The sequence below is a fragment of the Sphingomonas sp. OV641 genome (assembly GCF_900109205.1).
Taxonomy (GTDB): Bacteria; Pseudomonadota; Alphaproteobacteria; order Sphingomonadales; family Sphingomonadaceae; genus Sphingomonas.
The window spans coordinates 584,076-597,305 of sequence record NZ_FNZB01000002.1; the positions used below are offsets into that span (position 1 = coordinate 584,076).

11 protein-coding genes and 1 tRNA gene are annotated in these 13,230 nt (G+C 69.1%); 7 read left to right on the plus strand and 5 right to left on the minus strand.

Translation table 11 applies throughout. The features are described 5' to 3' along the window. The first annotated feature begins 101 nt into the window (after positions 1–101). Positions 102–926 (plus strand): HTD2 family dehydratase, encoded by an 825-nt coding sequence (locus tag BMX36_RS13575; protein WP_093066193.1) that lies wholly within the window; start codon positions 102–104, stop codon positions 924–926. On the opposite strand, the gene BMX36_RS13580 is transcribed toward BMX36_RS13575, so the two are convergent. Genes BMX36_RS13580 through xseA form a run of 3 tightly spaced genes read right to left on the minus strand, consistent with a single transcriptional unit; the run spans position 927 to position 3,405 of the window. Beyond that, positions 927–1,829, minus strand: coding sequence for a M23 family metallopeptidase (locus BMX36_RS13580; RefSeq protein ID WP_093066195.1), 903 nt, complete (start codon positions 1,827–1,829; stop codon positions 927–929). Further along, a complete protein-coding gene (locus tag BMX36_RS13585) occupies positions 1,826–2,026 on the minus strand; it encodes a DUF2093 domain-containing protein (protein ID WP_066776425.1) in 201 nt (66 codons plus the stop codon). Before BMX36_RS13585 ends, BMX36_RS13580 begins: the two co-directional genes overlap by 4 nt. 11 nt (positions 2,027–2,037) lie before the next feature. Further along, positions 2,038–3,405: an exodeoxyribonuclease VII large subunit gene (gene xseA, locus BMX36_RS13590; protein WP_066776422.1), complete on the minus strand. Its 1,368-nt coding sequence runs from the start codon at positions 3,403–3,405 to the stop codon at positions 2,038–2,040. Between xseA and purD the strand changes: the two genes are divergently transcribed. From purD to BMX36_RS13615, 5 genes are all read left to right on the plus strand, one after another. Continuing rightward, complete coding sequence (gene purD / locus BMX36_RS13595) at positions 3,404–4,669, plus strand: phosphoribosylamine--glycine ligase (protein ID WP_093066197.1); 1,266 nt, start codon at positions 3,404–3,406, stop codon at positions 4,667–4,669. The two genes, xseA and purD, sit on opposite strands and share 2 nt — an antisense overlap. A gap of 122 nt (positions 4,670–4,791) precedes the next feature. Beyond that, a complete protein-coding gene (locus BMX36_RS13600) occupies positions 4,792–5,562 on the plus strand; it encodes a hypothetical protein (protein ID WP_093066199.1) in 771 nt (256 codons plus the stop codon). 113 nt (positions 5,563–5,675) lie between these two features. Further along, positions 5,676–8,444, plus strand: a complete 2,769-nt coding sequence (polA, locus tag BMX36_RS13605; RefSeq protein WP_093066201.1) for a DNA polymerase I — start codon at positions 5,676–5,678, stop codon at positions 8,442–8,444. 299 nt (positions 8,445–8,743) lie between these two features. After that, positions 8,744–10,261 (plus strand): lipopolysaccharide biosynthesis protein, encoded by a 1,518-nt coding sequence (locus tag BMX36_RS13610; protein ID WP_256210800.1) that lies wholly within the window; start codon positions 8,744–8,746, stop codon positions 10,259–10,261. Positions 10,262–10,423: 162 nt separating this feature from the next. Beyond that, positions 10,424–10,873, plus strand: coding sequence for a PaaI family thioesterase (locus BMX36_RS13615; protein ID WP_218142170.1), 450 nt, complete (start codon positions 10,424–10,426; stop codon positions 10,871–10,873). 12 nt (positions 10,874–10,885) lie between these two features. On the opposite strand, the gene BMX36_RS13620 is transcribed toward BMX36_RS13615, so the two are convergent. Then, positions 10,886–10,960: transfer RNA gene (locus tag BMX36_RS13620), tRNA-Thr, on the minus strand. A gap of 88 nt (positions 10,961–11,048) precedes the next feature. Here BMX36_RS13620 and BMX36_RS21730 point away from each other — a divergent pair. Next, positions 11,049–11,201 (plus strand): hypothetical protein, encoded by a 153-nt coding sequence (locus BMX36_RS21730; protein WP_177179141.1) that lies wholly within the window; start codon positions 11,049–11,051, stop codon positions 11,199–11,201. 59 nt (positions 11,202–11,260) lie between these two features. Here the strand turns inward: BMX36_RS21730 and BMX36_RS13625 are convergent, their stop codons facing one another. Continuing rightward, positions 11,261–13,063 carry an aminopeptidase P family protein gene (locus BMX36_RS13625; protein ID WP_093066203.1) on the minus strand — a complete coding sequence of 601 codons (1,803 nt, stop codon included), beginning with the start codon at positions 13,061–13,063 and terminating at the stop codon, positions 11,261–11,263. Positions 13,064–13,230: the final 167 nt, after the last annotated feature.

Below are 13,230 nucleotides of genomic sequence, written 5' to 3' on the forward strand. Positions count from 1 at the left end.
TGGGTTGGAGGTTCAACCGCTGCGCGCCCGTCAGCCGGGCAGGGTGACGGACCATGATCTCGGCATTACGGCAGGCCGGACAAAAAGCGGGAGCGAGGTGAATGGAGCATATCGAGGGCTGGTCGCCGGTCGCGACCGAGCAGCAGGACGATCTGGTCGCGGCGCCGCTGCGCCGGCTGGCCGCCCTGTTCGATCATGACGGTGCGCATTGGCCCGGTGGCGAACTGCCGCCGCTGGCGCATTGGTTGTTCTTCCTGCCCGAAGCGCCGCAATCCACGATCGGCGTGGACGGGCATCCCGCGCGCGGCGCCGCCCTGCCGCCGATCGAGGCACCGCGCCGCATGTGGGCGGGCGGGCGGCTCAGCTTTCACGCGCCCTTGCCGATCGGCGCGCAGGCCACGCGGCGCAGCATCGTCACCGACGTGAAGGTGAAGGACGGGCGATCCGGGCAGCTAACCTTCGTGACGGTGCGGCATGACGTTACCGTGGATGGCGCGATCGCGGTGGTCGAGGAGCAGGATCTGGTGTTTCGCGGAGCAGGCAACGGCACGCCGCCGGCAGCGCCCGCCGATCCGCGCATGGCGGAGGTACGGCGAGAGGTGCGGTTCGATGCGACCGCGCTGTTCCGTTTCTCGGCGCTGACCTTCAACGCGCACCGCATCCATTACGACCGTCCTTATGCGGTGGCGGAGGAACTGTACCCGGACCTGGTGGTGCATGGGCCATATCAGGCGATGCTGCTGGCCGATCACCTGCTGCGCAGCCGCCCGGGCGCGCGGCTGACGCACTTTTCCTTCCGCGGCGCGCGGCCGTTGTTCGTGGATCGCGTGGCGGCGCTGAACCTTGCGGGCGAAGGGCAAGTGTCGCTGTGGACGACGGATCAGGACGGCTGCGCCTGCATGGAAGCGGAGGCGCGGCTGGCCTGATCAATCAGGCATCGGGCCGGCGATCAGCAGCGGGTCGATCCGGGCATCCTTCCACTTCATCGCCCAGTGGAGGTGCGGCCCCGAGGCCCGGCCGGTGGCGCCGATCGCACCGACCACCTGCCCCTGGCGAACGCGCGTGCCGACCGGCACGTCGATGCGGGACAGGTGAAGAAAGGCGCTGTTCAGGCCCATGCCGTGGTCGATGATCAGCAGATTGCCCTCCAGCGTGAAGGGCGCGTCGGCGGCGAGAACCACCACGCCGTCCGCCGGCGCCACGACCGGCGTTCCGGTGGGACGCGCCACGTCGACGCCCGAATGGTAGGAGCCGGGCTCCCCCCGATAGATGCGCTGCGCCCCGAACAGGCCGGAGATCCGGCCCGTCACCGGCCAGATGATGCGCTGACGCCAGCCTTCCGCGGCCTCCATCCGGCCTCGCGCGGCCTCTATTTGGGCAAGTTCGGCCGGACGGCGGCGCTGAAAGTCCGCGCTGGGCACGGGATATTTGGCGACACGATCCAGCCGTTCGATGCGCCACGCGCGCGGGGCCACCGACAGATGGTGAGTCGCGGTCCGGCCATCACTGAGGCGCGCCGTCAGCACCGATGCGGGGCCGGCATCGCGGTCGAAGGCGATCACGAAGCGGCGGTCGGCGGCAATCGTGACGGGCGTGCCGTCCTTCAGCAGTTCCACCGTTCCAACAGGCGCAGTGCCGAGCATCAGGCCGCCCTGGCTGGCGGTGCCGCTGATCGCGAAACGCGGGGGCGGGAGCGGAGCGGGTGCTGGCGCAGGGGGCGCGACCGGCGCCGACCGCACCGCCGGCAGCGGTTCGGGCGCGCTCGCCGCCGGCGCGACGCAAGCGGCAAGAACGAGCGGGAGCAATGCTGCCGGCAGGGCCGGCTTCATTGCGGCGCCATCGCCTCCGCCGACAAGGCCGCGCTGGCAAAGGCGCGCTGCGTGGCAACGTCCCAATAGCGCAGATCCTCGATCGCAATGCGCGCGCCGCTCACGCCGCAGACCACATGATCGCCGGGGGTGAGCACACGAAAGCCATTGGCCATGTAGTGGATCCGCGCAGGGCGATCGGTTTTCGACATCAACATATTCAACCTTCCTAAAGCAGCGTCGGCTGTTCGGGTTTCGCCGGGGAGTAGGAGCGCGCACGGGCGCCCTCAACCTTTGTCTCCACGGCGCCGTCAGCAAACTTCAGCGTCAGCGCGCCCGCCGCCCTGGCAGCCGCCGCGCTGGTCAGCGTCGCGCCGGCGCGATCGGTCACGCGGGCATAGCCGCGGGCAAGCGGCGCATCGGGATCGACCGAGGCGAGCAGCCGGCCGAGATCCTCCAGCCGCTGACGCGCGCCTTCCAGCCGGCGCTGGAGCAAAGCGGGGCGCAGGACCGCGCCGGTGCGGTCAAGCTCGCCGCGCGCCCGCACGACGCGCCGTTCGAGGCCGCGATCAAGCCGCGCGCCAAGATCGTCCACGCGCTGCCGCTGGGGGCCGAGCAGGCGATCCCGGCTGGGCAGCAGCCGCGCCATCGCGTCGAGCCGCTCGCGCCCGCGCTCGACATAGCGCCGCGCACAGCGCTCGATCCGCTGGCCGTGCGCGCCAACAGTGAAGCGCAGATCGGCCAGCACCGGCACAGCCAGCTCCGCCGCCGCAGTCGGCGTCGGCGCGCGCAGGTCGGCGGCGTGGTCGCAAAGGGTGGTGTCGGTCTCGTGCCCGACGGCGGAGATGATCGGGATCGAACAGGCGGCGACGGCGCGCACCACCGCCTCCTCGTTGAACGCCCAGAGATCCTCGATCGAGCCGCCGCCGCGCGCCACGATGACGAGATCGGGGCGAAGGTGATCGGGCAAGGCGTCAAAGCCACGCACCGCGGCGGCCACTTCGTTTGCGGCACCATCGCCCTGCACCTTCACCGGCCAGACCAGCACATGGCTGGGGCAGCGATCCTCCAGCCGGTGGAGGATGTCGCGGATCACGGCGCCGGTGGGCGAGGTGACGACGCCGATGCGGCGTGGCATGAACGGGAGCGGCGCACGCGCCTTTGACTTGGCGAACAGACCCTCGGCATCGAAGCGGGCCTTGTTGCGCTCCAGCAGCGCCATGAGCGCGCCGGCGCCGGCCAGCTCCATGCGTTCAATGATGATCTGATATTTGGATCGGCCGGGATAGGTGGTGAGGCGGCCGGTCGCGACCACCTCGATCCCGTCCTCGGGGCGAAAGGCGAGGCCGGCCGCCTGCCCCTTCCAGATGACGCCGTCGATCACGGCAGCGTCGTCCTTCAGGCAGAGATAGCAATGGCCGGAGGCGACCCGCTTGTAGCCGGAAATCTCGCCGCGCAGGCGGACATGGCTGAATTCGCCCTCCACCACCCGCTTGAGCCGGGACGAAAGCTCGCCCACCGACATGGCGGCGGCGTTGTCCCCGGGGGTCGGGTCCGCTACCAGCCGCGCGGAAACGTCGAAAAAGGGGTCGGGCATGAACGTCCTGCTGATCGGATCGGGCGGGCGCGAGCACGCTCTGGCATGGAAACTCGCGCAATCTGAACGCATAGATACGCTCTATGCCGCGCCCGGCAACCCCGGCATCGCGCAGCATGCGACGGTTCCGGACCTGAACGTGTCGGATCACCGCGCGGTGATCGACTTCATCCGGCGGCACCAGATCGGGCTGGTCGTGGTCGGCCCCGAGGCGCCGCTGGTCGAAGGACTGGCCGACAATATCCGCACCGTCGGCGTGCCGGTGTTCGGACCCGGGCGCGAGGCGGCGAAGCTGGAGGGATCCAAGGGCTTCACCAAGGATCTGTGCGCGCGCGTCGGCATTCCGACGGCGCGCTATTTCCGTGTGACGTCCAAGGACGGGGCGCTTGCCTGCCTGGACGATTTCGCGGACGGCGAGCAGCTGCGCTGTGTCATCAAGGCGGACGGGCTGGCGGCCGGCAAGGGCGTGGTGGTGGCAATGACCCGCGCCGAGGCGGAGGCCGCGATCGCCGCGCTGTTCACCGGCGGACCGGCGGAAGCGGTGATCGAGGAGTTCCTGGAGGGTGAGGAGGCGAGCCTCTTCGTCCTGTCGGACGGCACCAGCATCGCAAGCTTCGGCAGCGCGCAGGATCACAAGCGCGTCGGCGACGGGGACACCGGGCCCAATACCGGCGGCATGGGCGCCTATTCTCCTGCCGCCGTGCTCACCCCGGAACTGGAGGAGCGGGCGCTGGGCGAGATCGTGCGCCCGACGATCGATGCGCTGGCGGCAGCGGGCACGCCCTATATCGGCGTTCTCTACGCAGGGCTGATGCTGACGACCGAAGGGCCCAAGCTGATCGAATATAATGTCCGCTTCGGCGATCCTGAATGCCAGGTGCTGATGGCGCGGTTCGAAGGCGACCTCTTGGAGACGCTGCTGTCGGTGGCGGAAGGGCGGCTGGCCGATGCGCCCGCGCCCGCCTTCGCCGAGGCGGTCGCGCTGACGGTGGTGATGGCAGCGAACGGCTATCCGGGCACGCCCGAGACGGGCGGGGCGATCGGCGGCGTGGATGCGGCCGAGGCAACGGGCGCGGTGGTATTCCAGGCGGGCACGCGCGAAGCGAACGGGCAGCTGGTTTCCGCCGGCGGGCGCGTGCTGGCGGTGACCGCGACGGGCAGCACCGTTGCCGAGGCGCAGCGCCGTGCCTATGCGGCCGTCGACGTGCTGGATTTCCCGACCGGCTTCTGCCGCCGCGACATCGGGTGGCGCGCGATCGCATAAGGAAGGCGGCGCGGCGGCGGGCCAATCGTCCGCCGCCAATCGGTGAATTACGCAAACTCCCGCCCGTTGCGGGAACCATGCACCGCGCCTAAGGCTTGGCGCCTGGCGTAGCGGAGTGTTTCATGCAGCCCACCACGGTGGACAATACCATGACCAGCATCGTGCTGGTGGTCATCGCGATTGCCGCGGTGCTGACGATCGTCGCCATTCTGGTGGGCGTTCGCAAGAGAAACGCGCGCCGGGAAGCGGATGCGGCGGAGAACGCCCGGCTGGCGGAGCGCCCCGCCACCGATCGCCCGCTGAACGACGATGACGCCACGGACGTGCCGCCCGCGTCGGCACCGGCCCGTCCGGCTTCAACGCCCGCTGCCCCGATCGCAGCGCCCGCCACGCCCGTTCCGGTCGCGCCGCCACCCCCGCCGCTGACCGACATGCCCGAGGTCGCGCCGGCCGCGCCGCTCGCCGATGCGCCAGCGCCGCTGACCGACGAGCCCGTGGCCGCCGCCGCGCCGCTGCAGGCGTCCCCAGCCGCCGAAGCGCAGCCGATGCCGGCGAGCCCGACCGGCGCCGCTGCCGAACCGGCACCCGAGCAGGCGCCGGCGCCGGCACCCGCGCCGACCGTCGCGCCAGCCGTGCCGGCGGGGCCTGCGCCGGGAGAAGCGCCGGTCACGCAGATCAAGGGCCTGGGCCCGAAAGTGGCTTCGATGCTGGCGGAAATGGGCATCGTCACCGTGGGCGAGCTTGCCGCGCTGGATCAGCGCGCCGCGGAAGATCTGGATGCGCGTCTCGGGCCGTTCACCGGCCGCATGGGCCGCGACCGCTGGCTGGAACAGGCCAAGCTGCTGGCCGCCGGCGACATCAAGGGCTTCGAGGAGCGCTTCGGCAAGCTGTAGTCACCCGCGCCGTTCGCCCCGCGCATGGCCGACGGACCAGCGGCGGCGGCGTGCGCGCCGGACCGGTGCTTCCGCAATTTGTGAGCCGCCGCACGATCCGCTAAGCGGCCACCATGCCGCATCTCTATCTCGTCGATGGCTCCAGCTTCATCTTTCGCGCATATCACGTGCTGCCGAAGCTCACCAACAAGCACGGCGAGCCGGCCGGCGCCGTTTATGGCTATACCACCATGTTGTGGAAGCTCGCCAACGACCTGCACAAGGCGGATGGGCCGACGCATCTTGCAGTGATCCTCGACAAGTCGGAGCATACGTTCCGCAATGACATGTACGACCAGTACAAGGCGCAGCGGCCGCCCGCGCCGGAGGATCTGAAGCCGCAATTCCCGATGATCCGCGATGCGACTCGCGCCTTTTCGCTGCCGTGCATCGAGGAACTGGGCTGGGAAGCGGATGACCTGATCGCGTCGTACAGCAAGGCCGCGCTGGCGCAGGGCTGGCAGGTGACGATCGTCAGCTCCGACAAGGATCTGATGCAGCTCCTGACCGAGCCGGGCATCGACATGCTCGATACCATGAAGGACAAGCGTTTCGGCCCGCCGGAAGTGGTGGAGAAGTTCGGCGTCGGGCCGGACAAGCTCGGCGACGTGTTGGCGCTGATGGGCGACAGCGTGGACAATGTGCCGGGCGTGCCGGGCGTGGGGCCGAAGACCGCGGCGAAGCTGATCCTGGAGCATGGCAGCGTGGAGGGCGTGCTGGCCGCGGCGCCCGAGATGAAGAAGGGCAAGCTGCGCGACAATCTGATCGAGCATGCCGAGATGGCGCGATTGTCGCGCAAGCTAGTTGAGCTGGCGTGCGACGTGCCGCTGCCCCAGCCGCTGGAGGAAATGGCGCTCGACGGCATTCCCGAGGCACCTTTGCGCGCGTTCCTGGAGCATCACGGGTTCAAGTCGCTGCTCGCCAAGCTTGCCGCGGAGCAGAACGAGGGGGTCGATCCGACCCCGGCAGAGCCGACCGGCGTGCCGCAGGAGGAAGAGCCGCCGTGCAACCACGACGGCTATGAGACGGTGGTCGACGAGGCGGCGCTGGACGAATGGATCGCGGCGGCGCGGCACCAGGGCTGGGTGGCGATCGATACGGAGACGACCGCCAAGGATCCGATGCTGGCGGAGCTGGTCGGCGTGTCCATGGCGCTGGCGCCGAACCGCGCATGCTATGTGCCGCTGGCGCATGGCGGCAGCGACATGTTCGCCGAAAAGCCGGTGCAGATCGACCGCGACGTGGCGCTGGCGAAGCTGAAGCCGCTGCTGGAGGACCCGGCGGTGCTCAAGATCGGGCATAATCTGAAGTACGACCTGATCGTGCTGGCGCGGCTGGGTGTCACGGTGGCGCCGTATGACGATACGATCGTGATGAGCTTCGATCTCGATGCCGGCTTGCACGGGCATGGCATGGACGAGCTGGCGGCGACGCATCTGTCGCACAGCTGCATCGCCTACAAGGACGTGACGGGGACGGGGAAGAAGGCGATCGGCTTCCACGAAGTCGATCTGAAGGCCGCGACCCGCTACGCCGCCGAGGATGCCGACGTGACGCTTCGGCTGTGGCGGCGGTTTCGCGCGCGATTGCCGGTGGAGCGCGCGACGCGGGTGTATGAGATGGTCGACCGGCCGCTGGTGTCCGTCATCGCGCGGATGGAGCGGCACGGGATCAAGGTCGATCGCGAGCGGCTGGCGGGCCTCTCCACCGAGTTTGCCGGGCAGATGGCCGAGCTGGAGGGCGTGATCCACGCGATCGCGGGCGCGCCGTTCACGATCGGCAGCCCCAAGCAGCTCGGCGACGTGCTGTTCGAGAAGATGGGCATCAAGGGCGGACGCAAGGGCAAGAGCGGGGTCTATTCCACCGACGTCAACGAGCTGGAGCGGATCGCGGCGGATAAGGATTCGCCTGGCAAGGAGATCGCCGCGCGGGTGCTCGACTGGCGGCAGCTGTCGAAGCTGAAGTCCACCTATACCGACTCGCTTCAGGAGCAGATCAATCCGGCCACGGGCCGCGTGCATACCAGCTACTCGCTGACCGGCGCGCAGACCGGGCGGCTGTCCTCGACCGATCCGAACCTGCAGAACATCCCGATCCGCACCGAGACCGGGCGGCAGATCCGCGATGCCTTCGTGGCGGAGCCGGGCAATGTGATCCTGGCGGCGGACTATTCGCAGATCGAGCTTCGGCTGGCGGCGCACATGGCCGACGTGCCGGCGCTGAAGGAAGCGTTCGCGCGGGGGGACGACATCCACTCGCTGACCGCGCAGGAGCTGTTCGGCACGGTCGATCGCGACACGCGCGGGCGCGCCAAGACGATCAACTTCGCGATCCTTTACGGCATCAGCCGCTGGGGACTGGCCGGGCGGCTGGATGTGAGCGCGGACGAGGCGCAGGCGATGATCGACCGCTATTTCGAGCGCTTCCCGGGGATCAACCGGTACATCGCCGAGACGCTCCAGGCGGTGCGCGAGCAGGGGTTCACCGAGACCTTGTTCGGCCGCAAGACGCATTTCGCGCGGATCAAATCGAAGGTGCAGCACGAGCGGCAGGGCGCCGAACGCGCGGCGATCAATGCACCGATCCAGGGGACGAGCGCCGATATCATCAAGCGCGCGATGGCACGGATGGAGCCGGCGCTCGCCGAAGCCGGGCTGACGGGGACGCGGATGCTGCTCCAGGTGCACGACGAACTGGTGTTCGAGGTGCCCGAGGGCGAGGTCGAGGCCGCGAAGCCGGTGATCGAGCGGGTGATGGCGACCGCGGCGGAGCCGGCGGTGAAGCTGGACGTGCCGCTGGCGGTGGAGATCGGGACCGGTGCGAGCTGGGGGGCGGCGCACTAGTGGGTGGCCGTTCGACTTACTCGCTGCGTCACCCCGGCCCCTTCGGCGGTGCTCAGGACAGGCTTGCGCCGGTGTCCGAGGCTCCGCGGGCGCTGCGCTTCGACTTTGCACGTCAGCGTTCGCTGCACGTTGGACCCCGGCGCAGGGCCGGGGTGACAGTTGGTTTGGGACGAACCGTCCTCGTCATGCCGGGCTTGTCCCGGCATCCACTGGTCCGCACATCCACCGTTCGTGGGGTTCGCGGACGGTTGGATGCCGGCACGAGGCCGGCATGACGATGTTTGTTGTGGCGGCGATCCGTGGCTGAAACCACGCAGGACATCGCGCAGCTGGCCAAGGGCGGGCGCACCAATGTTGCGGGGTTCATCCTGCGGCTGGCGGCGCGCATCCCGTTCCTGTTCATCGCCGGGCGGCTCTACGGGCCGGACCTCGTGGGGCGGTTTGCCATCGCCGTCGTGGTGGTGGAGTTGGCCGCGCTGGTCGCCACGCTGGGGCTGAAGCGAGGGCTGGCGCAGGCGCTTTCGCGTACCACCCGGCCGCATGTCCATGTCGTCGCCGACGGGCTGGTCGTCGCCGCCTTGCTGTCGCTGGCAGCGAGCGCGGTGCTCTGGTCCTTCCCGGAGATCATGTACCCCAATACGCCGATCGTCGGGCTCGATCGCTGGCTGGGGCTGATCGTGCTCGCAATCGCCTGGTCGGACGTGAGCCTGGCGGCGCTCGCCTATCGGCTGAACGTCAAGGCAGCCGTCACCGCACGGGCGGTGGTGGAGCCGTGGACGATCTCGATCGCGGCCTGGGCGTTCTCCTTCTTCACCACGCGCGACGGGCTGGTGCTGAGCTATGTCGCGTCCATGACGGCGGCGCTGATTGCCTCCATCGTCCCGCTGGTGCGCAGCTATGGCCTGCCGCGGGGCTGGGTGCCGCACCTCACCGACCTTTTGGCGATGATCCGCGACAATATCCCGCTCGCCGGCGCAGATGCGTTCGAATGGGGCACGCGCAACGTCGACCGGTTCATCCTGGGCGTGATGTTCGAGCCCAAGATCGTCGGCATCTATTACATGGCGCAGCAGGTCGCGAGCCTGCCGCAGAAGCTGAAGACATCGTTCGACCCGATCCTGGGGCCGGTTATCACGCAGAGCCTTGCCGCCAATGACCTGCCGGCGATCGCGCGGCAGGTGCGGCAGGTGGCGTTCTGGATCATCGCGGCACAGGGCTGCCTGACGCTCATGGGCTCGATCCCCGGCGAAGCGGTGATGGGGATCGTGGGGCCGCAGTTCGTGGCCGGCACCGCGGCGCTTGTCTTCCTGCTCACGGCCGAGGTGCTCGCCTCCACCGGCGCGGTTTGCGAAACGGCGCTGGTCTATACGGCGCGGCACCGCAATCTCATCATCTCGGCCATCATGCTGGCGTTCCAGATCGGACTGAGCTTCGCGCTGATCCTGTGGATGCGCGCGCTCGGCTGGCCGGAGGCCTATCAGGCGGCCGGCCCGGCGATCGCTCTGATGGCCAGCCTCGCGCTGACGTCGGTGATCAAGGCCTGGCTGCTGGGGCGAATCCTTTCCGCGCCCGTGTCGCCGCTGCGCTGGCCGCTGGTATGGGCGACGCTGGCGGCGATCATCGTGGGCGCCGGCTTCACCTCACTCCCTCACCGGTTCGAATGGGTGGAGATCGTCATCGGCATTCCGGCGATCGCCGGCGTGTATCTGTTCATCCTGTGGCGCTGGGCATTCGGACCGGCGGACCGGGCGTTGTTCGGCAAGATGCCGTCCGCCGACGAGGCGACGCTGCCGAACGTGGGCGCGCCTGCCCGCTGACCCCGCCTCCCCGCTGACCCCGCCTCCCGCAGATCCCGCCTCCCGCAGACCCTTGGGGCCAAGCGGCAGGCTTGACCGCGCCCGCCGCTTTCCTCTTCTGCCCCGCTGAGCCCATTGGCGCGGCAGAGGAGACCTACCCTGGATACGACCACGACCGAAGGCGTGAAGCTGACGCCGGTGACGGAAGGTGTATGGCAGGGCTGGCTGCGCTGGCCCGGCACCGACCCGTTCGAGGATCACACCGGGCCCTTCTTCGCCCGTTATGACGCGGACGGCACGATCGCGTGCGGCTTCCGCCCGGACGCGAAGAACCGCAACGGCGGCGGCAACGTGCATGGCGGCGCGCTGCTGACCTTTGCCGACTTCTCCTTGTTCATGATCGCATCGGCAGTGCTGCCCGAGTTCCACGGAGTCACGGCGACGCTGAATGCGGAGTTCGTCGGCGGCGCGCGGCCCGGCCGGCTGCTGACCGCACGCGGCGAGGTGGTGAAGGCCGGCCGCAGCCTGATCTTCGTTCGCGGGACGATCGATGACGCGGGCGAGGCGGTGATGAGCTTTTCCGGCGTGATCAAGAAGATCAACAAGATCCGGGAAAGCGGCCAGCAAGGCTGACCAGGAGAAAAATGGTGCTGCCGGTGAGGATTGAACTCACGACCTCAGCCTTACCAAGGATGCGCTCTACCACTGAGCTACGGCAGCACTCGGCCCGCTGTTCGCAGGCGAGGGCGCCCTAGAGACGAGCGGGAGCGGATTGTCAAGGCGTTATGACGAGGCGATAGCGGCTTTCATGGAAAGCAAGGACGAACGGGACGCGCGCCGGGCCGCCGCGCTGCGCGCCAATCTGCGGCGGCGCAAGGCGCAGGCGCGTGGCTCTGCCGAGGCGGCAACGGGTGAAGGTGAGCCGGGCCGGCCGGCGCCGCAGGAGGCGCCGACCGAGTAGTTGCAGGGCCGACCGTGCGGCGGCCGGGATAGCGGCGCCGGCCACCGCACCCGCCGCGTTCAGGCCGCGTCGATCGGCGCGCACCGCTCAAGGAGCCAGACGCGATCGTCGCCCTCCAGCACCGGGGCAAGCGCCTCTGCCACGCGGGCATGATAGTCGTTGAGCCAGGCGAGTTCGTCGCGCGTCAGCAGCGCCGGATCGATCAGGTCGCGGTCGATCGGCGCGAGGGTGAGCGTTTCGAACGCCAGCATCGCGGCCTCGCCACCCTTGATGTCCCGCTCCTCCACCAGCAGCAGGTTTTCGATGCGGATGCCGTATTCCCCGGCCTTGTAATAGCCCGGCTCGTTGGAGAGGATCATGCCCGCGAGCAGGGGCTCTGACGGGCCGCTGCCAGGGTAGCTGGGCTTGGCGATGCGTGCCGGCCCCTCATGCACCGAAAGATAGCTGCCGACGCCATGGCCGGTGCCATGGGCGAAATCGAGGCCGGCCTGCCACAAGGGGAGACGCGCAAGCGCGTCGAGCTGGGCGCCGGTCGTGCCATGCGGGAAGACGGCGGTGGCGAGCGCGATATGCCCCTTCAGCACGCGGGTGAAGCGATCCCGCATCTCCGCGGTCGGCGCCCCGATCGGCACCACACGGGTCACGTCTGTGGTGCCGTCGACATATTGGCCGCCCGAGTCGATCAGGTAGAGCTGACCGGGCTCGATCGGTAGGCTCGACTCCTCGGTCACATGGTAATGCGGGATCGCGCCATGCGGGCCGGTGGCGGAAATGGCGTCAAAGGACAGATCCTTGAGCACGCCGGTCTCGCGGCGGAACTCCTCCAGCTTCGCCGCGGCGGTGAGTTCGGTCTGGCCACCCTTGGGCGCCTCGATCGAGATCCAGCGCAGGAAGCGCGACAGCGCGGCGCCATCGCGGATGCTGGCCGCGCGATGGCCGGCCTGCTCGACCGCGTTCTTGGTCGCACGCGGGATCACGGTGGGATCGCGCAACGCCAGCACCTCGCCACCGGCGGCCTCGATGGCGAGCGGAATGGCGGCCACCGACAGCGAGGGATCGACCGCCACGCGCTTTCCGGCGAACCGGCCGAGCGCTGCCTGGAACTCGCTCCGATCATGCACGCGCACGGCATTGCCGAGGTGCTGCGCCACGGCGCCGGTCATCTTTTCGGGGGCGACGTACAGATCGGCCGTGCCATCCGCGTTCACCAGAGCATAGGCCAGGGCGACCGGCGTGCGGGATACGTCCCCGCCGCGCACGTTCAGCAGCCAGGCAATCGATTCAAGCGAGGCGAGCACCACCGCCTCCGCCTTTTGCCCGGCGAGCCAGTCAGCAACGGCGGCCCGCTTGTCGGCGGAGGAGCGGCCGGCATTGGCATCGTCGTGCACGCTGAGCTGCGCATCGGAGCGGGCGGGCTGATCGGGCCAGACGGCATCCACCGGATTGGTATCGACCGGCACCAGCGTCGCGTCGATCGCGGCGAGCGCCTTGGAGGCTTCATCGACCCAGGCGCGGGTGTGCAGCCAGGGATCATAGCCGATCCGCGCGCCCTGCTTGGCATGGCCGGCAAGCCAGGTCGAAACGCTGGTTTCCGGCACCCCGACGAACTGCCAATCGTCGCCCGAAACCTGTTCGCGCACCTGCAGCGTGTACCGGCCATCGGTGAAGATCGCGGCTTCGGCGGGCAGGACGACCGCCGTTCCGGCCGATCCATGAAAGCCGGTGAGCCAGGCGAGCCGCTGGGCATAGGCGCCGACATATTCGCTCATATGCTCGTCCGTCAGCGGGACGACGAAACCGTCGAGTTGCTGGCTCGCGAGCTGGTCGCGCAGGGCGGCGAGGCGGGCGGTGTAGGTGGACATGGGACTCCCTTGAACTTCGGTTCCGCGCATCTCCCCTTTTCCGTTCGTGCTGAGCTTGTCGAAGCACGTGCCACGGGCGGTGGCGTTCCTGGCACGCCCTTCGACAAGCTCAGGTCGAACGGGGGAGAGATTTCGCGCCGATATGGCAGATGCGAACGCTTCGTGCC